Genomic DNA, 22,496 nt, shown 5'->3' on the forward strand with positions numbered 1-22,496 from the left:
CCCATGAGTGCCACACCTGCCGCTCCACTCGAACACGAGGCTCTCGAGGCGCGGTTCTACGACGTCATCTGCGATGACGAAGAGCTGCTGGCGACGGAGTTCGAAGCGATCGTGTCCGCCGGCTGGCGTCCGGCTCGGCAGACCCGGCCCTGCGGGGGCGAGCTGTTCAGATCGCCGACCGACCTGCAGACGTGGGGTCGGACGCCGTCCAGAGTGAGCCGCGCCGACAGCACCGGCGTGCCCGCATGGGCACGGCAGAGATCGCCTCCGGCGGAGCGCCGGACGCCCTCAGGTCAGGGGGCCTGACGCGCCGCGTCCGGCCTCCAGCACGGCCCAGACGGCGGCCGCCGCCGCATCCTCGAACAGGTGCGGCGGCGGCGCCCCGAACCCGATGACCATCGTCGGCGCTCGGCCGGGGGAGTCGCCGACTCCGTAGGAGTCGAGACCCTCGAGAGCGAGAGAGCGGGATGCCGCGGCATCCGTCACCGCCTGCTCCGACACGCCGGACGGAAGCTCCACCACGCACTGCAGGCCCGCCTGGGCATCGCCCAGGCGGGCGCCGGGCAGCCGGTCGGAGACGAGTTCGCCGAGCCGCTCGCGGCGAGCACGATAGCGTGCCCGCGATGAGCGGACGGCCCGGTCGTAGTCGCCTCTCCGCAGGAACTCGGCGAGCGTGAGCTGTGACAGAACGTCGGCCGCCGCGCCGGAGAGGCGCGCGCGGGCGGCCACGGCCTCGACGAGATCCGGGGGCAGGACACCCCACGCGAGACCGAGAGCCGGTGTGAGCGCCTTGCTCGCGGTGCCCGCGTAGACGATCCGCTCGGGCGCGAGGGCTTGCAGCGCGCCGACCGCTCGACGGTCGTAGCGGAACTCGCCGTCGTAGTCGTCCTCGATGATCACGCCGCCCGTCGCGCGCGCCCACTCCGCGAACACCGTCCGCCGCGCAGGGGACAGCACCGCACCGGTCGGGAACTGGTGCGCCGGGGTGAGGAGCACGGCATCCACAGCCCACCCATCGAGCGCCGAAGGATCGGCGCCCTCTCCGTCGACCGGGATCGGAACGATCTCGAGCCCGGTGGAACGGAGGATCTCACGGTGCAGAGCGTGGCCGTACTCCTCGACCCCGATGGTCCGCGCGCCGCGGTCGACGAGTGCGCCCGCGACGAGCGACAGCAGGTGCCCGAATCCGTGCGCCACGTGCACAGCGCCCGCTGTCGCCGTGACTCCGCGGGCCCGCGACACGTACGATGCCAGGGCCTCACGCAGCGGCGCAGCGCCCGCCGGATCGCCATAGCCGAAACCGGAGGACGGGGTGGCCGCGAGTGCGCGACGGGATGCGGCGGCCCACGCCACCAGGGGGAACGCCGTCGCATCCGGAATGCCGGGGCGAAGGTCGAGTCGCATGGCCGCCCGGGGCGGGGCGGCATGCGCAGACGCCGCGGCCGCTGGGGACGGGGTGGGCACGGAACCGACCCACGTGCCCGCCCCGATTCGCGCCTCCAGCCACCCCTCGCTGGTCAGCCGACCGTACACTTCGGCGACGCTGTTGCGCGAGATCCCGAGGTCTCCCGCGAGACTGCGGCTGGGCGGCATCCGCATTCCGGGCGTGAGGAGTCCGTCGCGGATGGCGTCGCGGAGCGCGCGCTCCAGCGAGTCCGTCTTCCGCACCGGGTCGAGGTCGACGTGCAGATCGAGACCTGAATTGGCCCACATGACAGCCACACTATTGGACTGCAACCCAGGACAATCGGTTCGTAGTGTGGGTGTCATGAACACGACAGACACCGTCATCCGCCCCGCCCGCCGCCTCGACGTCGACGGCCTCGTCCCCGCCTTCTCGCGCGCCGTGAGCGCGCTCGACGACGCCGCCATGGCCGAAGTGGAGGCTGCCGGCATCCCGACCGGTCTCGTGGAACTGCTGCGCCTGCGCACATCGCAGCTGAACGGCTGCTCGTACTGCGTCGACCTGCACTCACGGGCCGCACGTGACGCGGCGGAGTCGTTCCAGCGCATCGCCGCCGTCGCCGTCTGGGAGGAGGCGACCTTCTTCACGGCGAAAGAGCGCACCGCCTTCGCGCTCGCCGACTCCGTCGCCCGGTTGGCCGAGACGCACGTGCCGGATGCCGTCGTCTCCGAGCTGCGGGAGGTCTGGACGGAGGGCGAGGCCGCCGCGATCCTCACGCTGCTCGTGAGCATCAACGCCTGGAACGCCATCGGGGTCGCGGCTCGCTGCTGGCGCCCCGCTGCGGAGAAGGTGCTCGTGGAGGCCTGAACCGGGTCCGACTCAGGCGAGGAGGCGGAGGCCGCGCATGAGCCACCGCCTCTCGCCGAGGTCGGCGAGACTGCGCGTCCCGTCGCAGAAGTCGACGAAGAACCGGCGCGCCGCCCGCGAATGCCGGAAGGCACGGTGGATGAGCCGCGGATGCTTCTCGAACACGGCGAGCAGCAGTGCCCCGACTCTCATATCCGGAACCAGCGTCTCCTCGACGCCCGCCGCATAGGAATCGAGATAGCGTTCGTCGCCCGACGCGACGAACGCCGCGGCCGCGCGCCCTGCAAGATTGCCCGAGCGCAGCGCGAACGAGATTCCCTCGCGCGTCCACGGCTCCAGTAGCCCCGCGGCGTCGCCGGCGACGAGCACAGGCCCCCGTCGCAGCGGCGAATCGGGCCGGCGCCATTGGGTCAGGTGACCGCTGGAGTGCACGAGCGCCGCATCCGGATCCGCCTGCTGCGCCCGCCATCGGGCGAGGTACGCGCGGGTGCGGTCGGCATGGCCCTTCGCCTCGATGACTCCGACCGTGTCGATCCCGGTCTTCGGAAAGGTCCAGGCGTAGCTGCCCGCTCCGGGCCCCCAGTCGAGGAGCGTCGCCCTCTCGCCGGAGGCGGCGACCTCGTCCTCGAGACCCAGGTCGATGCGCTCCGGGACCACCCCGATGTAGCGCCCGACTCTGCCACCGGCCCCGTCGGCTCCGATGACGCAGGTCGCGATGGCCTCGCCGTCCGTCGTGACGAGCCGGATGCCGGCATCCTCTGCGATGAGCTCGCGAAGCGCGACCCCGCCGACGAAGACGGCTCCCGCGGTCTGCGCCTCCGCGAGGAGCGCGGCGTCGAACGTCTCGCGGCGGGTCATCGCGAGGAACGGCGCATCCCGCGCCACGCGCACCGGGTTCGAGCCCCGGAGGGTGAGCACGACCTCGTTCACCCGCTGCTCGATCGTCTCGGTCGCCGCGGGCGGCAGGAGCGCGAGGCTCGCGCCGATGAGCCCCCGCCGCAGGTCTTGTAACGCGGGAAGGTCGCCCGGTCGATGATGAGCGTCCGCGCACCCTCGGCCGCCGCGATACGGGCGGCCGTGGAGCCGGCGGGTCCGCCGCCGACCACGATCACGTCCCACTCACCCGACACGGAAGTCACCGCTTCACGTTAGTGTGTGGCGCATGGCGCAGCCCAACGACCTCCTGGCCGTCCTGATCGACGCCGACAACGTGTCGCCCGCCCGGATCGGTGCCGTGCTGGCCGAGCTCGCGCAGTACGGCACGGCATCCGTCAAACGCGTGTACGGCGACTGGACGAAGACGCAGCTGCGCGGATGGAAGGATGCCGCGGCCGAGCACGTCATCCAGCCGATCCAGCAGTTCGACAACACGACGGGCAAGAACGCCACCGACAGTGCGCTCATCATCGATGCGATGGACCTGCTGTACACAGGTCGGTTCCAAGGCTTCTGCATCGTCTCCTCGGACAGCGACTTCACGCGGCTGGCCTCGCGCATCCGGGAGGACGGCGTGACCGTGTACGGGTTCGGCGAGCGCAAGACGCCGGATGCGTTCCGCAACGCGTGCGACAAGTTCACGTTCCTCGAGGTGCTCGAGGTCGAGGAGCCGGAGGTCGAGGACACCGCGACGGCTCCCTCGACGCGCGTGCCGCCCGCGAAGCTGCGTGGTGACGCGAAGCTGGCGTCGGCGCTGCGCAAGGCGGTCGACTCGGCCTCGGACGACGACGGATGGGCGAATCTCGGAGCGGTCGGCCAGCTCATGCGCAAGCAGCAGCCCGACTTCGACTCGCGCAACTGGGGCTACGCGAAGCTCTCCGACCTGGTCAAGGCGATCGGACTGTTCACGATGGAGCCGAAGCCGGGCGGCATCCGCCTGCAGCTCAAGAAGAAGAAGTAGCCCGCGTAGCATCGGAGGACCGTCCGTGTCTCCGAGGAGGTCCGCCGTGCCCGTTTCCGACGCCGCTCGAGCCCATGCCGACGACCTGGCCGACTTCGTCGCGGCATCGCCGTCGAGCTATCACGCGGCCGCCGAAGTGGCGCGCCGGCTTCAGGATGCGGGCTTCCGCGAGCTGGGCGAGGATGAGGCGTGGCCGACGCCCGCGGGCGGCAGGTTCCTCGTCGTGCGCGATGGCGCGGTCATCGCCTGGGTCGTGCCGTCCGGCGCCTCGGCGGCCACGGCGGTGCGGGTCTTCGGCGCGCACAGCGACTCGCCGGGGTTCAAGCTCAAGCCGAAGCCGACGACGGGACGCCTCGGCTGGCTGCAGGCGGGGGTCGAGGTCTACGGCGGCCCGCTGCTGAACTCGTGGCTCGACCGTGAGCTGCGCCTCGCGGGCCGGCTCGTGCTCGACGACGGCACCACGGTTCTCGCTGCGACGGGGCCGCTTCTGCGGCTGCCGCAGCTGGCGATCCACCTCGACCGGTCGGCGAACGACGGGTTCGCGCTCGACAAGCAGATGCACACCCAGCCGGTGTGGGGGCTCGGGCAGCCGGACTCCGCCGACATCCTCGGTGTGCTCGCTGCGGCGGCGGGGGTGGATGCCGGGCGCATCCGCGGCTACGACATCGTCACGGCGGATGCCGCGCGGGGCGCGGTCTTCGGCCAGGACGACGTGTTCTTCGCCGCTGGGCGCCTCGACGACCTCGCCTCCGTGCACGCCGGCACCGTCGGCCTGACCCGAGCGGCCGACGGCGTCGAGGGCGACATCGCGATGCTGGCGGTCTTCGACCATGAGGAGATCGGATCCGAGACGCGCTCGGGCGCGGCGGGGCCGTTCCTCGCCGATGTCATCGAGCGGGTGCAGCTCTCGCTCGGCGCCGATCGGGAGGAGCAGCTGCGGGCGCTCGCCGCATCCTGGTGCGTCTCCAGCGATGTCGGCCACTCCGTGCATCCGAACTATGCCGAGAAGCACGACCCGGTCGTGCGGCCGGTGCTCGGCTCGGGGCCGATCCTCAAGATCAACGCCAACCAGCGCTATGCGACCGACGGCGTCGGCGCCGCAGCCTGGAACGGCTGGTGCGCCGACGCCGGGGTGTCGGGGCAGGAGTTCGTCTCGAACAACGCGGTGCCGTGCGGATCCACGATCGGACCGATCACGGCGACGCGGATCGGCATCCGGACCGTGGATGTCGGGATCCCGATCCTGTCGATGCACTCCGCCCGCGAACTGGCGGGCGTGAGCGACCTGTGGGACCTGACCCGCGTCGCCGAGACGTACTTCAGAGGCTGAGCCCTCCGGCGTCGCCCCTACGCCGTGGCCTCGGTGCGCTTGGGAAGCACCCAGCCCGCGCGCGGGAAGTGGCACGTGTACCCGTTGGGGTACTTGATCAGGTAGTCCTGGTGCTCGGGCTCGGCCTCCCAGAACGGGCCCGCGGGCTCGATCGTGGTCACCGCTGCGCCCGGCCACAGGCCGGAGGCATCCACGTCGGCGATCGTGTCGCGGGCGACCTGCTCCTGCTCGGGGGTGAGCGGGAATATCGCCGAGCGATAGCTCGAGCCGATGTCGTTGCCCTGACGGTTCAGGGTCGACGGGTCGTGGATCTGGAAGAAGAACGCCAGGATGTCGCGGTAGGACGTCTGGGTCGGGTCGTAGACGATCTCGACGGCCTCGGCGTGACCCGGGTGGTACCGGTACGTGGCGTGGTCGTTCTGCCCGCCGGTATAGCCCACGCGCGTGTCGATCACGCCGCGCTGACGGCGGATCAGGTCCTCCATGCCCCAGAAGCAGCCGCCGGCCAGGACGGCCGTCTCGGTGCCGGGGGTGCGGGTGATGGTTCCGTCATCGGACATTCGGGGTCTCCTCGTCGTTCGTGAACTGTGCGCTGTACTCGCCGTATCCCTCCGCGGCGAGCTCCGCCGCGGGCACGAACCGCAGCGCGGCCGAGTTCATGCAGTATCTCAGGCCGCCGGCATCCCGCGGGCCGTCGTCGAAGACGTGCCCGAGGTGGCTGTCGGCCGCGGTGGAGCGCACCTCGGTGCGCGTCATCCACAGGTGCCGGTCGGTCTTCGTGACCACGGCATCCGGGTCGATCGGCCGGGTGAAGCTCGGCCATCCCGTTCCGCTGTCGTACTTGTCGGCGGATGAGAAGAGCGGCTGGCCGGACACGACGTCGACGTAGATGCCGGGGTCGTGGTTGTTCCAGTACTCGTTGCGGAAGGCGGGCTCGGTGCCCTCCTCCTGCGTCACGCGGTACTGGGTGTCGGTGAGGCGGGCGAGCGCCTCCGGAGTCTTGCGGTAGTCGTGCGACACGATTCCTCCTGGATTTCCGTCGCTGGCTGCGGCGTCACCTGATCCAACGGATGGTGCCGCGGATTTGGTCCCGCGAGGCTGGGAGCCAGCCGTGAGTTCGCACGGGGACGCGCCGGACGGGGAGCGTGACGGGACGAGCCGCGGGTCGTCTCGGCGGCGTAGCCTGAACGGGTGCCCGCCGAATCAGAGCCCTTGACCGCGCGGGCGCAGCTCGAAGCGCTTGCCACCGGTGGGGGCGTGCCGCCGCGTGAGGCGACCGGCGGCCGTCCGGCCGCCGTGCTGATGCTCTTCGGCGAGCTCGACTCGCTGCCGAGCCGCTACGAGGCGCGGGCCGTATCGCGCGAGCTCGACGTGCTGCTGCTGGCGCGCGCGGCCACGCTGCGGTCGCACCCGGGACAGGTCGCGTTCCCCGGAGGCCGGCTCGACCCGGGCGACGACGGCGCGGTCGGCGCCGCACTGCGGGAGGCGCAGGAGGAGACGGGGCTCGACCCGTCGGGGGTCGACGTGCTGGGCGCCCTGCCGGACGTGCTGCTGGAGTACTCGATGCACCTGGTGACACCCGTGCTCGGGTGGTGGAGCACGCCGTCACCGATCCGGGTGGTCGACGAGGCGGAGTCGTCGGCCGTGTTCCGCGCCCCGGTCGCCGATCTCCTCGACCCGGGGAACCGCGGCAGCACCGTCATCCGCCGCGACGGCGCCGAGTGGCGGGGCCCCGGCTTCCTCGTGCATCACACGACCGGCGAGCACCTCGTCTGGGGCTTCACCGGCATGCTCCTGAACGGACTGTTCGACTTGCTCGGGTGGACAGAGCCATGGGATGCCGGGCGCGAGCTGCCGTTGCCGATGCTCGACTGAGGCGCCGGCCTCAGCGGAGGAGGGCGTAGGCGATCAGCAGGAGCGTGACGAGGAACCCCACGGCGTAGTTGATCCAGATGAAGCGACGCCACCCGCGGTTCGCGGCGGCGGAGTCGGCATCCGTCACCGACCAGAAGGGCGCGGCCATCACGATGTACGGAATCGCGAGCACCGCAGCCAGGGCTCCGGGCCATCCGGTGAGCAGCATCAGGACGCCCGCGGCCGCCCAGCAGGCGATCGCGAACCGCACGGTCCAGCGCGCGCCCATGACGGTCGCGACCGAGTGGATGCCGCCTTCTCGGTCGGGGAGGACGTCTTGCACGGCGCCGAACGCGTGGCTCGCGATGCCCCACAGGAAGAACGCCACGAGGATCAGGACGAGCTGCGGCGTGAAGACCGCGCCCGCGAGGACCAACCCGTACAGCGCGGGACTCACGAAGTGCGTGCTGGAGGTGATCGAGTCGAGGAACGGACGCTCCTTGAACCGCAGGCCCGGCACCGAGTAGGCGGCCACCGCGAAGAGGCTGATCGCCAGAACGAGCCACGACAGCGGGTCGCCGAGGGCCACCAGGGCGATCACGAAGGGGACGCAGAGCAGAACGGCGGTCAGGAGCGTGCGGCGATGCGCCGTGCGGTCGAGCACGGCTCCTTCGAGGCCGCCCTTGCGCGGGTTGGCGAGGTCCGACTCGTAGTCGAAGACGTCGTTGATGCCGTACATCGCCAGGTTGTACGGCACGAGGAAGAAGAGGGTGCCGATCACGAGAGCTGCATCCACCCTCCCCGTCGTCAGGTAGTACGCGGCCGCGAACGGGTACGCGGTGTTGATCCAGCTGATCGGGCGGGATGCGACGAACAGCTGGCGCAGCGGGGAGTACGTCCGCTCAAGCGTCATCGCTGCTCCTTCGCGAGAAGAGGGACCACAGGGCGGGCAGCAGGATGACCGCGGCGATCGGGTACGCGAAGTCCTCGAGGGGCGCGGCCCCGATGCTGACGCCCCAGACGCGGTCGGGCGCGTACGTCATGAGGCCGACGGCGATCATGAGGTTGTCGAACACGGCCGTGAGGATGACGAGCACGACCGCGGCGAGGACCGACGGCAGCCACCAGCGCCGGATGAACCCGGCATCCGCCACCGCCGCCGACACCCACACGACGATCGCGGCACCGAGGAAGACCGCGCTGAGCAGGACGTACGTCATCGCGGCACCTTCGCCTTCCGCCGGGCGAGGACGTGCCGGAAGCCCGTCACGAGCACCATCGTCAGGTAGCAGAGGAAGGCGAGGAAGAAGAACTCTTCGAGGGGGAGTTCCGGCGCCAGCAGGATGCCTGTCGAGATCGAGGCCGTGCCGCGTGCGAAGATGCCGAGCGCGATGCCGAGCAGATCCCACACGAGGAAGAAGCCGAGGCCGATGAGCAGCACGGCCGTCGCCCGGCGAGGAGCGCGCCAGAGCACAAGCCGGAACCGGCGGTCGAGGAGAACCATGCAGGCGATCGCCGCGAGGAGGAAGAGCAGGTAGACGACTCTCACCGGCGCTCCGGCATCGGCTCGCGGATGGGCTCGGCCAGGGGAGTCGTGGTGGTGTCGCCGCGCAGGCGCTTGAGCACGAGCTCGGCGCTGATGAGGCACATCGGCAGTCCGATGCCGGGCACCGTCGTTCCGCCCGCGTAGTAGAGGCCGTCGACCTTCGCCGACGCATTGGAGCCGCGAAGGAACGCGCTCTGCCGGAGCGTGTGCGCCGGCCCCAACGCTCCGCCGCGCCACGCGTGGAGGTCGTTCGCGAAGTCCGCCGGCCCGATCGTGCGGCGGACCACGATGCGCTCGGCGAGATCGGGAATGCCCGCCCACTCCGAGATCTGGTGGATCGCCGCGTCCGCGATCGCCTCCACTCCCGGATCGCCGTGGCCGTCCAGGCCGCCGCCGCCGAGACCCGGGTCCGCGGGGACGGGCACGAGGACGAAGAGGTTCTCGTATCCGGCCGGCGCCGCGGTCGGATCGGTCGCGCTGGTGCGGCTCACATAGAGCGACGTGGGCGACCCGATCGGTCCTCGGCTCCCGAAGATGCGGGCGAAGCCGTCGTCCCAGTCCTCGGTGAACAACAGGCTGTGGTGTGCGAGCGAGGGCAGCTGCCCGCGGACCCCGAGCAGCACGAGCACGGCGCTCGGCCCGGGATTGCGACGGGTCCACCAGGATTCCGGGTAGCTGCGCACCCGCTCGGGGAGCAGCGCGGTCTCGGTGTGGTGCAGGTCCGCAGTCGACACCACGACGTCGGCATGGAGGATGCGACGCTCCCCGCGGTGCTCGTAGGCGACGCCGGTGGTCCAGTCCCGTCCCCTGGCGTCGGCCGCCGTGAGGATGGAGACGACCGGCGACTCCGTGAGGATCTCGACCCCGCGCTGCTCCGCCAGCCGGCGGACCGCGGAGATGAGCGCGCCGAAGCCGCCGAGCGGATACCAGACCCCGTCCTCGAGGTCGAGGTGGCTCATGAGGTGGTACAGACTCGGGGTCATCGACGGCGCGGACCCGAGGAAGACGGCCGGATAGCCGAGGACCTGCCGGAGCCGCGGGTCGCGGAAGCGCTTGGCGACGAAGCGCTCGAGCGACTGCATGAGAAGCGGCGCGAGCCGGGGGAGCAGACGCAGGGCGTCGGGCTTCGCAAAGGGTCGCATCGACTCGTAGGTGCTGTAGAGGAAGCGTGACACCGCGAGACGGTAGGCGTCGCCGGCCGAGTCGAGATATGCCGACAGGGCGAGGCCGGCCCCGGCATCCGTCGACTCGAACAGGGCGATGTTCGAGGACCGATCGGCTCTGATCTCCATCGGCTCGGCATGTCCCTCGAAGAACACGCGATAGCCCGGGTCGAGACGCACCAGGTCGAGCTGCTCGGCGGCGCTCGTGCCCAGGAGGCGGAAGAAGTGGTCGAAGACCTCGGGCATGAGATACCACGAGGGGCCGGTGTCGAAGCGGAAGCCGTCCCGCTCCCATGTCCCTGCGCGTCCGCCGACGTCATGGCGCGACTCGAGCACCGTCACGCGGTACCCGTCGGACTGCAGCAGCGCGGCCGTCGCGAGCCCGGCGATTCCGGCTCCGACGACGATGGCCGTCGGCGTCCGTCCGCTCATGCGACACCCCTCGCCGGAAGGGTGACGCTGCCGAGGGACGCCTCGGCGAGGATGCGCAGCTTCGCACCGCCGGTCACCCGCACCCGCGAGCGCATCAGCTGCTCGGCCGGTGTCACCCGGATGCGCTCGTTGAGCGCCGCGAACAACCCATGCGCTGCCGTTACGGCACCCCGCGCTCCGCGGGGAAGCTCGGGGATGACGGCCCGCGCCGCCGCGAGGTCGGCGTCGATGTCCTGCACCAACTGGAGCTTCTGCGCCTCGGTCAAGCCTCTCGGATCGATGTCGGGGAAGTAGTTGCGCCCGAGCAGCTCCCAGTCCGCGGCGAGGTCGCGCAGGAAGTTCACCTTCTGGAACGCGGCGCCGAGCCGACGCGCGCCCTCCTCGAGACGGCTGCGCTCATCGTCGGGGACGACGCGATCGGCGAGGAAGATCCGCAGGCACATGAGGCCCACGACCTCCGCCGAGCCGTAGATGTAGGCGCCGATCTCGCCTGCCTGGTAGGCGCGCGGGTCGAGGTCGCGGCGCATCGAGTCGAAGAAGGGTGTGACGAGGTCGCTCCCGATCCCCGCATAGCGGGCAGAGCAGGCGAACGCGTGGACCACGAGGTTCGCGCTGTAGCCGAGGTCGATCGCCCGCAGCGTCTCGGCTTCCAGCCCGTCGAGCAGGGTGCGGAGGTCCTCCGCACCCAGCCCCGCCTCGGCGGCGGCGCCGTCCACGATCTCGTCGGCCACCCGCACGAGTCCGTACACGTTGCGCACGTGGGGACGGATGCGCCGATCCAGCAGCCGCGCCGCCATGCCGAACGATGTCGAGTACGCCGAGATCACGCGGGCTGCGCTGTCCTGCGCGCACTGGGAGTAGCGGGCGAGATCCGTGACCGGCACGGCATCGGATCCGGTCATGACACGCGCCTCGTCGCTCGATCGGCCACCTCGACGAGGTACTCGTGAAGCTCGTCCGGCAACCCGCCGCCGTCGATCACGTCGATGGCGGTGCGCACGTGGGCCTCGATGAGCTCCTCGATGTACACCTGTCCGCCGCACGATACGAGCACAGCCCGGGCGCGCGCGAGAGCCTCGGCCGGATCGCTCTCGGCGATCGCCTCCTGGAACTCGGCGCCGAACGGCGAGTCGCGCGCGAACGCCGCCAGGGCGGTCATCTTCGTGCCGCGCAGATCGCTCAGGGTGGACTTGCCCGTGAGGCGTTCGGAGCCGAAGATGCCGAGCAGGTCGTCGCGCAGCTGGAAGGCGAGGCCGATGCGCCGACCGTAGCGGGTGAGAGTCTCGATCGTCGCATCGGATGCGCCGGCGAGGATCGCGCCCGCGGCGAGAGGCGCCTCGAACGAGTAGTGCGCCGTCTTCCACTCGGTCATCGCGAGCACCTCGGCCGACGTCGGCTGGTTCACGCCGGCGGCGAATGCCACGTCGAGCAGTTCGCCCGCGGCCGTGACGAAGACCGATTCCTCGAAGAGGTCGAGGAGCCTGTGCCTGCGGGGTGCATCCAGATCCAGCCGGGCGACCATCGCCTGCGCCGAATGGAGGAGCAGGTCTCCCGCGAGGATCGCGGCCGAACGGCCCCACGTGAGCGCGTCGCTCTGCTCGAGCCCGGCGCGCTGTGCGTCGCGAGCCAGAGAGCCGATGAGGTTCGGCCGTCCCCGCCGCACGGTGTCGCCGTCGATCACGTCGTCATGGAGGAGGAACGACGTGTGGAGGAGCTCGACGGCCGTGCCGGTCGCGATCGCCACGGCGTCGGACTTCCCGCCGAGGGCTCGATGGGTGTCGATGACGAGCGCGGGACGGAATCGCTTCCCGCCGACCGTGGAGGCCTCCACCTCGTCCCACAGGCGCAGGAACAGGGGTCCGTGCCGCGCGACGAGGGCGCTCGCATCCGCGAAGAAGTCCGCGAGACGTGCGTCGACCGCGGTGAGCGCGTCCACCGCCTGGTCGGATTGAAGTGCGAGAGTCATCCCGCCAACTCGCGTTGGGATGCGGCGGCGACGGGTGCGACCCCGCCGAGGAGCGGGAGGAGCTGGGCCTGCAGGACGAGCCACGGGCTGAAGACCGAGGGAGTGAGTCGGATCGACCGGCCGAGGTCGATCGGGTCGACCCACGCGTACTCCATCACCTCGTCGGGGCGAGGATTGACCTCATCGGTCGTCTCGGCGACGAACACCGGGCAGATCTCGTTCTCGACCATGCCGGAGGCATCCACGGCGCGGTAGCGGAAGAGCGGGAGTGAGAGCTCGACATCCGTCAGCTGCAGACCGAGCTCATGCTCGGCATGGCGCGCGACGGCGTTGCGCACGGGCTCGGCGGGCCGCGGATGGCCGCAGAAGGAGTTGGACCAGACGCCCGGCCAGGTGGCCTTGTCGAGCGAGCGCCGGGTGATCAGCACCTGCCCGTCGGGATTGCGAACGTGGCACGAGAAGGCGAGGTGCAACGGGGTGTCCGGGCCGTGCACACTGGCCTTGGACGTGATGCCGATCGGGTTGCCCGCCTCGTCCACGAGCACGACGTGTCCGATTCTGTCCCTGTTCATAGAGCAAGCATTGCAGGTGGTTACATGCCAAGCAAGTAGCTAGATAGACATGTAATCAACTCTTCGTCGTATGATATCCGCATGGGGACGTTCCACAGGCCGGACTCGCGTGTCGCGAACGCCATGCTGGATCCCCGCGTGATCGACCCGCGTCAGGAACTGGTCGACTATGGCGATCTGAGCGAGGAGGAGATCGCTCAGATCGTGCGCGTTCTGATCGCCGTGCGTCGCTGGCGCGAGGCCGAGCAGCAGGTCCGATTCCGGTCGCGCACAGACATGAAGCTCGGCGAGACCGACATGGCTGCCCTGCGCTACCTCGTGGCGCTCAAGAACCAGGACACGATCGCGACGCCGAAGATGCTGGCCGACCACCTCGGCATCTCCACGGCATCCACGACGAAGCTTCTCGATCGCCTGACGCTCGCGGGCCACATCGAGCGCTCCCCGCACCCCACGGATCGGCGCGCGCTGATGATCAACATCACGCAGCAGACGCACGAGCAGGTACGCGACAGCGTCGGCCGCCTCCACGCGCACCGGTGGAAGGTGGCGGCCGAGATGTCGCCGCGCGAGCGCGAGACGGTCATCGGCTTCCTGGACCGGCTCAGCGCCACGGAGGTCGACGACTCCGACTGAATGATGCCCCGGATGGCGCGCAGGCCGTACCCTCACTGTGTGAGCTCCGCGAAGATGCAGCCGACACCTGAGACAGCCAGTCCCACACCGGGCCGTCGGGCCGAGTCCGAGGCGGTCTACGCCGCCCTCGCCGCAGGCGCCCTCGGCGCTGTCTACGGCCTCCTCGTCGGCATCTTCGCACCGAAGCTCCAGCTGGGCGGCAATGCGGATTCGTTCGCCGTGTGGGCGGCGTGCGGAGCCGGGGTCGTGGCCGCCGTCATCGCGACGATCGAGTACTGGCGTGCGCGCGATCGCCCGGGTCAGGAGTGGCGGCGGTCGTTGCCGTCGTGGAAGTTCGTCGTCAACACGGCGTCGGTGGTCATCGTGCACGCCGCTCTCTCGTTCGTGATCGTGTACGCGCTGTTCCGGCTGCTTGCCGCCGGATTCATCGGCTTGCCGATCGTGACGTTCTGGGCGGTCGTCCTCATGGCGGTCACGCTCGGCCTCACGACGTGGATCGTCTTCCTGTCCGTCTCGGCCATGACGACTCAGCGCATGGCGACTCTGCTCCTCGCCTTCATCGCGGTCGGAACGCTCACCGCGATGCTGACGACTCCGGACCCGGACTGGTGGAAGGTGCACTTCAGCCAACTCGGCACCTTCGACGAACTCTCGAGCTGGGTGTTCAACGGCACGTTGATCGCCGGTGGACTCCTCGTGACGACCTTCGCGGTCTACATCGCCAACGACATGCGCGAGCTTGCCGCCGCCGGCGTCCTCGAGAATCCACGCGGGCCGCGCGTCATCCCGGTGCTCTTCGTCATCATGGGGATCATGCTCGCGTTCGTCGGCATCTTCCCGGTCGATGTCAACCTCGCGGTGCACAACCTCTCGGCCACCGGCATGGCGGTCATGTATCTCATCATGCTGATCGGCGGGCCGAGATTCTTCCGAGGGATGCCGCGCACCTACTTCGTCGCGTCGTGGGCGTTCCTCGCCGCCACGGTCGCCTCCGTCATCCTCTTCATTCCCGCGATCGGGTACTTCTCGCTGACCGCGTTCGAGATCCTCGTCTTCGCGCTGATCTTCGGCTGGATCGCGGTGTTCGTCCGCTTCCTCGGTGTCGCCGGACGCACCGACTGAGGCTCCTAGGCGCTCACGAACAGCTGCGAGACGCGGTCCAGAGCACCCGGCACGAGGGCGTAGTACGCCCACGTGCCTCGCTTGCTCCGGGTGAGGAAGCCCGCCTCCGTGAGCACCTTGAGGTGATGCGAGACCGTCGGCTGGCTGAGGCCCACCGGCTCGATGAGGTCGCATACGCAGGCCTCTGCGTCCGCGGAGGCGGCGACGATCGAGAGCAGGCGAAGGCGGGCCGGATCGGCGAGCGCCTTCATCGTGTGTGCGAGCTGCTCGGCGTCCTCCGCGGAGAGCGTGTCGCGGACGAGCGGCGTGCAGCACGTCGCGCTGATGTCGGTGATCTCGAGCTCGCTCATCCATCGATCATAGTCGATATTGACAATCATCGATAGAGCGACCAGACTCACTCATCGAAGATCATCGATATATGGAGGACGTCATGACGCTGCTCGACCTCACGCCTCGCGTTCCCGCCGGCGACGAACTGGACACGCTGCCCGTCGCGATCATCGGTGCTGGGCCCATCGGACTCGCCGCCGCCGCCAATCTCGCGGAGCGGGGCATCGACTTCATCGTGCTCGAGGCGGGCGGATCCATCGCGGCGAGCGTGCGCGCGTGGGGTCACACACGCCTCTTCTCGCCGTGGAAGCACCTCGTCGACCCGGCGTCGCGCCGGTTGCTGGAGACGACGGGGTGGCAGCTCCCGGATCCCGATCGGGCGCCCACCGGCACGGAGCTCGTGGACGACTACCTGCTGCCGCTGTCGCGGCTCGAGCCGATCGCATCTCGGATCCGGCTCGGGGCCGAGGTCACCGGCGTCGCGCGGGAGGGCATGGATCGAACCCGCACGCGTGGTCGGGCAACGGCGCCGTTCGTCCTGCGGAGCCGCACCGCCGGCCGCGTCGACGAGATCACCGCCCGCGCGGTGATTGACGCATCGGGCACCTACCTGTCCCCGAACCCGCTGTCCTCCAACGGTCTCGGTCTGCTCGGGTTCGACGAGATCGCGGATGCGGTGGTGCCGGCGCTTCCGGACGTCCTCGGCCGCGACCGCGCGACGTTCGCGGGACGACAGGCCACCGTCGTCGGCGCGGGACACTCCGCCGCCAATACGCTCCTGGCCCTCGCCGAGCTGGCACGGCAGGAGCCGGGTACCGCGGTCACCTGGCTGATCCGCAATGCGAAGGCGGTGCGGGTCTCGTTGTCGGCCGACGACGAGTTGGCCGACCGGGCCCGGCTCGGGACCCGTGTCGAGCAGGCGGTGCAGGATGGTCGCATCCACGTCGTCGACGGCTTCGAGATCATGCGCGCGCGCCGCGTCGACGGGCATGTCGAGCTCATCGGCCATCGCGGCGGCGCGATGGCCACACACACGACCGATGTCGTCGTGAACGCGACGGGATTCCGCCCGGACCTCGACATGCTCCGCGAGATCCGCCTCGAACTCGACGACACCGTGGAAGCCCCGAAGCGCCTGGCGCCGCTCATCGACCCGAACGTCCACTCGTGCGGCACCGTCGAGCCGCACGGCTTCCGCGAGCTCGCCCACCCCGAGCAGGGATTCTTCATCGTCGGGATGAAGTCGTACGGCCGGGCGCCGACCTTCCTGCTGGCGACCGGATATGAGCAGGTGCGATCGGTGACGGCGTGGCTCGCGGGCGACCTGTCGTCGGCATCGAACGTCGAGCTCGAGCTCCCGGCGACGGGCGTCTGCTCGACGGACGCCGGTTCGGGATGCTGCGCATGATCACGGTTCGAGCGATGGCCGCGGCCGACTGGCCGACCGTGGAGCGCATCTACGCTCAGGGCATCGAGGACGGGGAGGCCACGTTCGAGGTCGCCACTCCCACGTGGCCGGACTTCGATGCCGGCAAGATCCGAGGTCTCCGACTCGTCGCCGTCGACGAGGGGGGTGCCGTCGTGGGGTGGGCCGCGGCATCCCTCGTCTCGAGCAGACCCGCATACAGCGGGGTCATCGAGCATTCGGTCTACGTCGAGCGCGCTGCCCGTGGGCGGGCGATCGGCCGACGCCTCCTCGAGGCGTTCATCGCGGCCGCCGACGACGCCGGCGTCTGGACGATCCAGTCGAGCATCTTCCCGGAGAACGAGGCGAGCCTGCGCCTTCACGAGTCGGCTGGATTCCGCGTGGTCGGCCGACGCGAGCGGATCGCCCGCTCCGACCGTGGGCCTCGCGCCGGCCAGTGGCGCGACACCGTGCTCATCGAGCGACGCAGCCCCCAGAGCGGCCTCGTGCCGGAGGACGTGCATAGACTCGGATCGCCTGTCAGGGCGGCGGAAGGAAACGGAATGCGTGAGAAGCCCACTGTCCTGTTCGTCTGCGTGCACAACGCCGGGCGCTCGCAGATGGCCGCCGGATTCCTGCGCCGGCTCGCGGGCGACCGTGTCGAGGTGCTCTCGGCCGGCTCCGAGCCCAAGGACGCGATCAACCCGATCGCCATCCAGGCCATGGCTGAGGAGGGGATCGACATCGCGGGGAACGCGCCCAAGATCCTGACGGTGGATGCCGTCAGGGAGTCGGACGTGGTCATCACGATGGGATGCGGCGACGCCTGCCCGATCTTCCCGGGTAAGCGCTACGAGGATTGGGATCTCGACGACCCGGCAGGTCAGCCGATCGAGGTCGTGCGACCGATCCGCGACGAGATCCGGGCGCGCGTCGAGGCTCTGGTCGAGGAGCTGCTTCCGTCGCGGGCCTAAGCGCGAGGCGCACGCCCGCGGGCGTGCTCACCCCGCGGTCACAGACCGCCGAGCTCCTGCGGATGCGTGAGCCGCCACCACGCGGTCGGTGGGCGGATGTCGCCTGATACCGTCACCGGCACGGTCGTGGTGTTCGTGCCCGCCGTGAAGGTCACGCTTCCGACCAACGCGCCGTCCGCGTAGGAGGATGGCGTCGTCATCTTCAACGTCGTCGTGATGGGGGTGTTCGACCACGTGAAGATCGACGCATTCTTCGCCACGACGATCTGGGCGGTCGACCCCCACGCGGTCGAGTACGTGCCGATGCGTTGGCCGGATGAGGCGACCTCGACATCGTGGAATCCTTGCCGGATGCTCGCGAGCAGGTGCGTGACGTCGTCATCCACGGACTGATGCGTCGCGCCGCCGAGCACCACCCCGGTGACGTTGACGGGATGCGTGTCGCCGACGACGAAGGATGCGGTGTACAGCAGGTTGTAGGTGCCGTCGCCGAGGTTTCCCGTCTTGAGTCCTGTGATCCCCTCCGTGCCGAGCAGGTCATTGGTGTTGGACTGCGAGCCGGGTCCGGGAAGCGAGATCGACTTCGTCGATGCGATCGCCGCGACGGCCGGGTTCGCGGCGGCGAGCTTGCCGAGCGTGATGAGGTCGGTCGTCGTGCTCGTGTTGCGCGCGCTCATGCCGGTCGGCTCCACGATGGTGGTACTCGTGAGCCCGTTCGCGGCGAGCCACTTCTTCGTCGCGCTCACGTAGCCGCCCGGCGAGCCGAACGCCCAGTTCGCCACCGCCTCCGCGTAGTTCGCCGCGGAGGGCAGCAGCAGCATCGCGAGTGCGTCGTGCTCGGACATCGTGCTGCCCGTGGGCATGGCCGCGATCGCTGCGCCCATCACGTAGTACTTGTCGTACAGCGCATGGTCGGCCTTGGTGAACGTGAGCGTCGGCCCGGCATCGGTCGCGCTCTTCAGCGGCTTCGCGTGGAGGACGACCAGTGCGGTGATCAGCTTGCTGATGCTGGCGATGGGCCGCGGCGCATCGCCGCCGCTCTTCGCCCAGACGCCGCTCGCGGCCGCGCCGACGTACTGGTCGGCCCCCGTCATCGAGATCGCCGCTGCGCCTTCCGGCGGCAAGGCGAGGGTCGCCGCTGCGGGCAGTGCCACATCGGGTTCTGCGGCTGTGCCGGTCGGTGGGTGCAGGGGGGCGTTGAGCGCCCACGTGACGTAGCCGCCGCTCGCGAGGAGCAGGGCAACGATCACGATGGCGGTGATGAGCAGGGCCCGCCGGGCGCTGCGGTGATCGTGCGGATCCCGTGCCTCGCGGCGATCGGAGTACTCCCGCTCGTTGCGCATCAGCTCCATGAGATCCGAGAACTCGTCGGGCTGCTGGAGGTCGGTCGTCATCGCGGCCCCCGTCCGCTCGTGCGCCCGGGCGTGGGGATCGACCCGTGCTGTGCCGCAGGTGGCATCCGTCTCCTTCGTAAAGTCTCAGGAGATATCTATCACGTCTGGCCGACAGTCGACGCCACGAGCCCTCTCGCCAGCCTGAGGAAATCCCCAGTCTTCGCGGGCGGGGGCGTCAGGCGACGAGATGGATGACCCCGGCGAGGCCCACCTCGCCGAGGTCATCTCGTCGACACGGGAACGTTATCGGCGACCCGAACGCCGGCTCCACCGTGTCGATTGTTGTTGCTTCATAAGCGTATGGGTGGAGCCGGATTCGGCTCGGAGGGTTGACTCCTCGACATGGATGCTGTATGCCCGTGCGACGCACCAGGCAGGCCGGGCATCCCCTCCTGCGCCCTCAGTCGCGGAAGATCTGGATCGCCTCGCGAGCGGCGTAGAACACGATGATCAGTCCGACGGCGGAGTCGGCCCACCACCAGTCGAGCGCGTAGTCGAGAACGATCCCGACGAGCACGCTCGTCGCAAGGATCCCGTCGATGATGGTGACCCGAGCCTCCGTGAGGAGGACCGGATTCCCGAGCCGACGTCCGACCGCCCGTTTGCCCCACGCGAGTGCGAACATGGCGAGCGCGGTGAGCGCCGTCCACACGATGCCGCCGATCATCGGGGTGGGGTGGTGCGCCGTCAGAAGGGCGATCGTGGACTGGAAGAGCAGATACACCGCGAGAAGCGCGAACGCCCATCCGATGAGGCGCAAGGCGCGGTGCTGACGCCGCTCGTCGGTTCCGGTGAGCTCCCAGATGACGACGGTGCTCGCCCCGATCTCGATCAAGCTGTCCAGGCCGAAGCCGAGCAGGGCGACGGATGCGGAGCGCCACGCGAGGATCGCGAGCAGCGCGACGCCCACCACGTTCCACGCCAGCGTGGCGATCTCGAGGCCGATGCCCGCACGGCGCAGGCGCGCCGCATCCATCGTCATCATCAGGATGCGGGCGAGTCCGGGTCGCGCCGCACGCCGACGAGGAACTCGTCGATGTTCTTGACGTGCGCGCGCACGCTCTGGTCGGCTCGGACGGCGATGCGCGTCGCGTCCTCTGTCGAGAAGACCAGGGCGTCGCCCTCGAGACAGTGGCCGACCCAGCGCAGCCGCACGCGCCCGACGCGGTGGATGCCGTCGACGTGCGCCAGCGCGTGCTCGACGCGGCGGAGGAGGTCGGGCTCGATGCCGTCCATGAGCCGGCGGCCGATCGAGCGAACGGTGCCGATCAGCAGTACGAAGATCGTCGCCGAGATGACGAGGCCGGCGATCGGGTCGGCGAGGGGGAAGCCGAGCAGCACCCCGACCCCGCCGATGACGACTGCGAGCGAGGTGAATCCGTCGGTGCGCGCGTGCACGCCGTCGGCGACGAGGGCAGCGGAGCCGATGCGGCGGCCGACGCGGACGCGGTAGATCGCAACCGCCTCGTTGCCTGCGAAGCCGATGAAGCCCGCCACGATGACCCAGCCGACGTTGTGCAACTGCTGCGGATGCAGGAGGCGATCGATGGACTGCCAGGCCGCCAGGATGGCCGAGAGCGCGACGACCGCGACGATGAACAGGCCCGCGAGGTCCTCCGCCCGACCGTATCCGTAGGTGTAGCGACGGGTCGCCGCCCGGCGGCCGAGGACGAACGCGACCCACAAGGGCACGGCCGTCAGCGCGTCGGAGAAGTTGTGGATCGTATCGGCCAAGAGCGCGACCGATCCACTGAGGAAGAACACGGCCGCCTGCAGCATGGTCGTGACGAGCAGGACGGCGAAGCTGACAATCAGGGCGCGGATGCCGGCCCGGCTCGCCTCCATCGCGTCATCGATCGAGTCCGCCGCGTCATGCGTGTGCGGCACGAACAGGCCGTACAGGAATCCCGTGAACCCGCTCGGATGCTCGTGCTCGTGCTCGTGCTCGTGGTCGTGGTCGCCGTGCGAGTGCGCGCTGTGCGAGTGCCCGCTGTCCGAGTGCGCGCTGTGCGAGTGCCCGCTGTCCGAGTGGGCGTGGTCGTGCGAGTGGTCGTCGTCATGGTCAACGCCGTGTTCGTGGATGCGGCTCATACGGTCTCCCGATTCGCATGGTGGTGGCGCGGGGTTCCGCCGAGCGAGTGCTCGGCCTGGTAGATCGCATCGGCGACCAGGCGCGAGGCGTGCTCGTTCTCGAGCCGGTAGAAGACCCGTTGGCCTTCCTGACGTGTGGAGACGATGCGAGCGAGGCGGAGCTTCGCGAGATGCTGGGACACGGCGGCGGGCGACTTGTCGACCATGTCGGCGAGGTGGTTCACCGAGAGCTCACCGGAGTCCGTGAGCGCCAGGATGATGCGTACGCGAGTGGCGTCGGCGAGCATCGCGAAGACCTCCACGGCCAGTTCGACATACGGGCTGTCGGTGGAGTATCCGCATCCCTGCTTATCTGCAGTCATACGCAGATAATACCTCGACATCGGCAAGAGATCTGTTCGATCGCGGCGGTACCATGACCGTATGCCGCTCTACATCCTGGATGGCTGGAGCAGGGAGATCCTCGCGCGGAGGTTCAGAACAGCTCGCTCGGAATGGGTCACCCGCATCTGGGTCGTGATCGCGTGGGTCGCTGCCATCGCAGTCGCCTGGGTGTGGCTGGCGATGGCGGAGCGCCGGTCAGCCGCACGGGACGGACTCCGCGTGCAGACCGCTGTCGGCGGTCCGGCCTCCGCGAGCGATCACTAGCAGGTCGACGACGATCGACCGGTCGAGGATCGCTCGTTCAATCGACGGCGAACGTGAGTGTCTCGACATGCTCGATTCCGTCTGCGTACCAGACGAAGTCGGCGCTGTTGATGGCCTCTGTCGGCTGCGGTGCGACGGCGTACCGGTTGCGGTCGTGGAGATCGGTCCAGCTTTCCTCGTCGAGACCACCGGCATAGATGAGCGACATATGGAAGACCCACTCGTCGAGCGGCAGTTCACCAATGCGCTGAAACGTTGTCGAATCCAGCAGCGATGTCAGGCTCTCGTATGCGTTGACGAGTGATGGGGTCCGGCTCAGCCGCGCGATGACGATCTGGAATGGAGAAGGGAACCCGTCGACAGCATCCACCTGCAGTTCGATCGGAGGCTGGCTGCGAGCCCACGCCGCGAGTGTCTCCTTGAGTTCCTCAACACGGTCGGGCTCGAAGAAGCCACGCAACGTGACATGTCCCGCGTTGGGGTGGCCGACCGCGTGCGGGATCGATTCCCGCAACTCGACGGTTCTGGCGTCCCAGAATGACTCGACTTCACTCTGCGGCCGAAGAACGAGGTACTGCTGGCCGTCGAGCGAATCGAGCAATGCAGGATCTGTGATGAACGCTCTCGTCACGTCGCCGCCTTCGTGAGTTCATCTGGGTTGCACCACGCTATTGCGCCGCAGCCCAAGAGGCCATTCGGTTACACGCGGTGTTTCCGCACGCCGAGAATCGCGACTCGTCTTCCTGCTCAGCTCACGCTGTGCCGATGACGCCGACCCCCACACGCAAGTATCTCGACAGACCCCCCGACGGGACCAGCATCCTCCTGCGTGCGTTCGATCGGGTGAGTCCTTGACCAGCC

Annotated in this window: 28 protein-coding genes and 1 pseudogene; 11 read left to right on the top strand and 18 right to left on the bottom strand. The window is 69.4% G+C overall.

Annotation, left to right across the window (positions count from 1 at the left end; translation table 11 throughout):
* Positions 1-3 precede the first annotated feature (3 nt).
* Positions 4-306, top strand: a complete 303-nt coding sequence (locus AC0NZN_RS02895) for a hypothetical protein (RefSeq protein WP_474590771.1) — start codon at positions 4-6, stop codon at positions 304-306.
* Here AC0NZN_RS02895 and pdxR read toward each other — a convergent pair.
* The gene (gene pdxR, locus AC0NZN_RS02900; protein ID WP_474590772.1) at positions 289-1,713 is read right to left on the bottom strand and encodes a MocR-like pyridoxine biosynthesis transcription factor PdxR; all 1,425 of its coding nucleotides are present in this window, start codon (positions 1,711-1,713) and stop codon (positions 289-291) included. The two genes, AC0NZN_RS02895 and pdxR, sit on opposite strands and share 18 nt — an antisense overlap.
* A gap of 55 nt (positions 1,714-1,768) precedes the next feature.
* Here pdxR and AC0NZN_RS02905 point away from each other — a divergent pair, with 55 nt between their 5' ends.
* Positions 1,769-2,272, top strand: a complete 504-nt coding sequence (locus AC0NZN_RS02905) for a carboxymuconolactone decarboxylase family protein (protein WP_474590773.1) — start codon at positions 1,769-1,771, stop codon at positions 2,270-2,272.
* 12 nt (positions 2,273-2,284) lie between these two features.
* Here AC0NZN_RS02905 and AC0NZN_RS02910 read toward each other — a convergent pair whose 3' ends face one another.
* Both AC0NZN_RS02910 and AC0NZN_RS02915 read right to left on the bottom strand, forming a co-directional pair.
* The gene (locus AC0NZN_RS02910) at positions 2,285-3,202 is read right to left on the bottom strand and encodes a geranylgeranyl reductase family protein (protein WP_474590774.1); all 918 of its coding nucleotides are present in this window, start codon (positions 3,200-3,202) and stop codon (positions 2,285-2,287) included.
* Positions 3,199-3,411, bottom strand: coding sequence for an FAD-dependent oxidoreductase (locus AC0NZN_RS02915; RefSeq protein WP_474590775.1), 213 nt, complete (start codon positions 3,409-3,411; stop codon positions 3,199-3,201). Before AC0NZN_RS02915 ends, AC0NZN_RS02910 begins: the two co-directional genes overlap by 4 nt.
* A 23-nt stretch (positions 3,412-3,434) precedes the next feature.
* Between AC0NZN_RS02915 and AC0NZN_RS02920 the strand changes: the two genes are divergently transcribed.
* Both AC0NZN_RS02920 and AC0NZN_RS02925 read left to right on the top strand, forming a co-directional pair.
* Positions 3,435-4,169 carry an NYN domain-containing protein gene (locus AC0NZN_RS02920; protein ID WP_474590776.1) on the top strand — a complete coding sequence of 245 codons (735 nt, stop codon included), beginning with the start codon at positions 3,435-3,437 and terminating at the stop codon, positions 4,167-4,169.
* A gap of 46 nt (positions 4,170-4,215) precedes the next feature.
* Positions 4,216-5,499, top strand: coding sequence for a M18 family aminopeptidase (locus tag AC0NZN_RS02925; protein ID WP_474590777.1), 1,284 nt, complete (start codon positions 4,216-4,218; stop codon positions 5,497-5,499).
* A gap of 17 nt (positions 5,500-5,516) precedes the next feature.
* On the opposite strand, the gene msrA is transcribed toward AC0NZN_RS02925, so the two are convergent.
* Positions 5,517-6,059, bottom strand: a complete 543-nt coding sequence (msrA, locus tag AC0NZN_RS02930; RefSeq protein ID WP_474590778.1) for a peptide-methionine (S)-S-oxide reductase MsrA — start codon at positions 6,057-6,059, stop codon at positions 5,517-5,519.
* On the bottom strand, positions 6,049-6,519 hold the full coding sequence (gene msrB / locus AC0NZN_RS02935) for a peptide-methionine (R)-S-oxide reductase MsrB (RefSeq protein ID WP_474590779.1): 471 nt from the start codon (positions 6,517-6,519) through the stop codon (positions 6,049-6,051). The genes msrA and msrB overlap by 11 nt, the downstream gene beginning before the upstream one ends.
* Positions 6,520-6,690: 171 nt before the next feature.
* On the opposite strand from msrB, the gene AC0NZN_RS02940 reads away from it, so the two are divergent.
* On the top strand, positions 6,691-7,374 hold the full coding sequence (locus AC0NZN_RS02940) for an NUDIX hydrolase (protein WP_474590780.1): 684 nt from the start codon (positions 6,691-6,693) through the stop codon (positions 7,372-7,374).
* 10 nt (positions 7,375-7,384) lie between these two features.
* On the opposite strand, the gene AC0NZN_RS02945 is transcribed toward AC0NZN_RS02940, so the two are convergent.
* The 7 genes from AC0NZN_RS02945 to idi are packed head-to-tail and all read right to left on the bottom strand — an operon-like array spanning position 7,385 to position 13,032.
* Positions 7,385-8,266, bottom strand: coding sequence for a prenyltransferase (locus AC0NZN_RS02945; protein WP_474590781.1), 882 nt, complete (start codon positions 8,264-8,266; stop codon positions 7,385-7,387).
* Positions 8,256-8,573: a lycopene cyclase domain-containing protein gene (locus tag AC0NZN_RS02950; RefSeq protein WP_474590782.1), complete on the bottom strand. Its 318-nt coding sequence runs from the start codon at positions 8,571-8,573 to the stop codon at positions 8,256-8,258. The genes AC0NZN_RS02945 and AC0NZN_RS02950 overlap by 11 nt, the downstream gene beginning before the upstream one ends.
* The gene (locus AC0NZN_RS02955) at positions 8,570-8,902 is read right to left on the bottom strand and encodes a lycopene cyclase domain-containing protein (protein WP_474590783.1); all 333 of its coding nucleotides are present in this window, start codon (positions 8,900-8,902) and stop codon (positions 8,570-8,572) included. Before AC0NZN_RS02955 ends, AC0NZN_RS02950 begins: the two co-directional genes overlap by 4 nt.
* Positions 8,899-10,494 (bottom strand): phytoene desaturase family protein, encoded by a 1,596-nt coding sequence (crtI, locus tag AC0NZN_RS02960; RefSeq protein ID WP_474590784.1) that lies wholly within the window; start codon positions 10,492-10,494, stop codon positions 8,899-8,901. Before crtI ends, AC0NZN_RS02955 begins: the two co-directional genes overlap by 4 nt.
* Positions 10,491-11,396 (bottom strand): phytoene/squalene synthase family protein, encoded by a 906-nt coding sequence (locus AC0NZN_RS02965; RefSeq protein WP_474590785.1) that lies wholly within the window; start codon positions 11,394-11,396, stop codon positions 10,491-10,493. The genes crtI and AC0NZN_RS02965 overlap by 4 nt, the downstream gene beginning before the upstream one ends.
* On the bottom strand, positions 11,393-12,460 hold the full coding sequence (locus AC0NZN_RS02970; RefSeq protein WP_474590786.1) for a polyprenyl synthetase family protein: 1,068 nt from the start codon (positions 12,458-12,460) through the stop codon (positions 11,393-11,395). The genes AC0NZN_RS02965 and AC0NZN_RS02970 overlap by 4 nt, the downstream gene beginning before the upstream one ends.
* Positions 12,457-13,032 carry an isopentenyl-diphosphate Delta-isomerase gene (gene idi, locus AC0NZN_RS02975; protein WP_474590787.1) on the bottom strand — a complete coding sequence of 192 codons (576 nt, stop codon included), beginning with the start codon at positions 13,030-13,032 and terminating at the stop codon, positions 12,457-12,459. Before idi ends, AC0NZN_RS02970 begins: the two co-directional genes overlap by 4 nt.
* A gap of 81 nt (positions 13,033-13,113) precedes the next feature.
* Here idi and AC0NZN_RS02980 point away from each other — a divergent pair, with 81 nt between their 5' ends.
* Entirely contained in the window at positions 13,114-13,668 is a 555-nt protein-coding gene (locus AC0NZN_RS02980) for a MarR family winged helix-turn-helix transcriptional regulator (protein ID WP_474590788.1), read from the top strand.
* A 39-nt stretch (positions 13,669-13,707) separates the two neighbouring features.
* Entirely contained in the window at positions 13,708-14,790 is a 1,083-nt protein-coding gene (locus AC0NZN_RS02985; RefSeq protein WP_474590789.1) for a DUF998 domain-containing protein, read from the top strand.
* Positions 14,791-14,795: 5 nt separating this feature from the next.
* Here AC0NZN_RS02985 and AC0NZN_RS02990 read toward each other — a convergent pair whose 3' ends face one another.
* Positions 14,796-15,140 carry a metalloregulator ArsR/SmtB family transcription factor gene (locus AC0NZN_RS02990; protein WP_474590790.1) on the bottom strand — a complete coding sequence of 115 codons (345 nt, stop codon included), beginning with the start codon at positions 15,138-15,140 and terminating at the stop codon, positions 14,796-14,798.
* 71 nt (positions 15,141-15,211) lie between these two features.
* Between AC0NZN_RS02990 and AC0NZN_RS02995 the strand changes: the two genes are divergently transcribed.
* The 3 genes and pseudogenes from AC0NZN_RS02995 (at position 15,212) to AC0NZN_RS03005 (ending at position 17,502) form a co-directional block, all read left to right on the top strand.
* Positions 15,212-16,531: an FAD-dependent oxidoreductase gene (locus AC0NZN_RS02995; protein WP_474590791.1), complete on the top strand. Its 1,320-nt coding sequence runs from the start codon at positions 15,212-15,214 to the stop codon at positions 16,529-16,531.
* Positions 16,528-17,022: pseudogene (locus AC0NZN_RS03000) on the top strand (N-acetyltransferase family protein); the annotation flags it as partial. The gene AC0NZN_RS02995 and the pseudogene AC0NZN_RS03000, both read left to right, overlap by 4 nt.
* 69 nt (positions 17,023-17,091) lie before the next feature.
* Positions 17,092-17,502, top strand: a complete 411-nt coding sequence (locus AC0NZN_RS03005; RefSeq protein WP_474591254.1) for an arsenate reductase ArsC — start codon at positions 17,092-17,094, stop codon at positions 17,500-17,502.
* A gap of 38 nt (positions 17,503-17,540) precedes the next feature.
* Here the strand turns inward: AC0NZN_RS03005 and AC0NZN_RS03010 are convergent, their stop codons facing one another.
* The 4 genes from AC0NZN_RS03010 to AC0NZN_RS03025 all read right to left on the bottom strand — a co-directional run bounded on the left by AC0NZN_RS03010 (position 17,541) and on the right by AC0NZN_RS03025 (position 21,349).
* Entirely contained in the window at positions 17,541-18,896 is a 1,356-nt protein-coding gene (locus tag AC0NZN_RS03010; RefSeq protein WP_474590792.1) for a D-alanyl-D-alanine carboxypeptidase family protein, read from the bottom strand.
* A 400-nt stretch (positions 18,897-19,296) separates the two neighbouring features.
* Positions 19,297-19,872 (bottom strand): cation efflux transmembrane domain-containing protein, encoded by a 576-nt coding sequence (locus AC0NZN_RS03015; protein WP_474590793.1) that lies wholly within the window; start codon positions 19,870-19,872, stop codon positions 19,297-19,299.
* 8 nt (positions 19,873-19,880) lie between these two features.
* The gene (locus AC0NZN_RS03020; protein WP_474590794.1) at positions 19,881-20,987 is read right to left on the bottom strand and encodes a cation diffusion facilitator family transporter; all 1,107 of its coding nucleotides are present in this window, start codon (positions 20,985-20,987) and stop codon (positions 19,881-19,883) included.
* Positions 20,984-21,349 (bottom strand): ArsR/SmtB family transcription factor, encoded by a 366-nt coding sequence (locus tag AC0NZN_RS03025; protein WP_474590795.1) that lies wholly within the window; start codon positions 21,347-21,349, stop codon positions 20,984-20,986. The genes AC0NZN_RS03020 and AC0NZN_RS03025 overlap by 4 nt, the downstream gene beginning before the upstream one ends.
* A gap of 61 nt (positions 21,350-21,410) precedes the next feature.
* On the opposite strand from AC0NZN_RS03025, the gene AC0NZN_RS03030 reads away from it, so the two are divergent.
* On the top strand, positions 21,411-21,635 hold the full coding sequence (locus tag AC0NZN_RS03030) for a hypothetical protein (RefSeq protein ID WP_474590796.1): 225 nt from the start codon (positions 21,411-21,413) through the stop codon (positions 21,633-21,635).
* A 37-nt stretch (positions 21,636-21,672) separates the two neighbouring features.
* Here the strand turns inward: AC0NZN_RS03030 and AC0NZN_RS03035 are convergent, their stop codons facing one another.
* Positions 21,673-22,266, bottom strand: a complete 594-nt coding sequence (locus AC0NZN_RS03035) for a 2'-5' RNA ligase family protein (RefSeq protein WP_474590797.1) — start codon at positions 22,264-22,266, stop codon at positions 21,673-21,675.
* Positions 22,267-22,496: the final 230 nt, after the last annotated feature.

It is taken from the genome of Microbacterium sp. sgz311019, assembly GCF_056135325.1.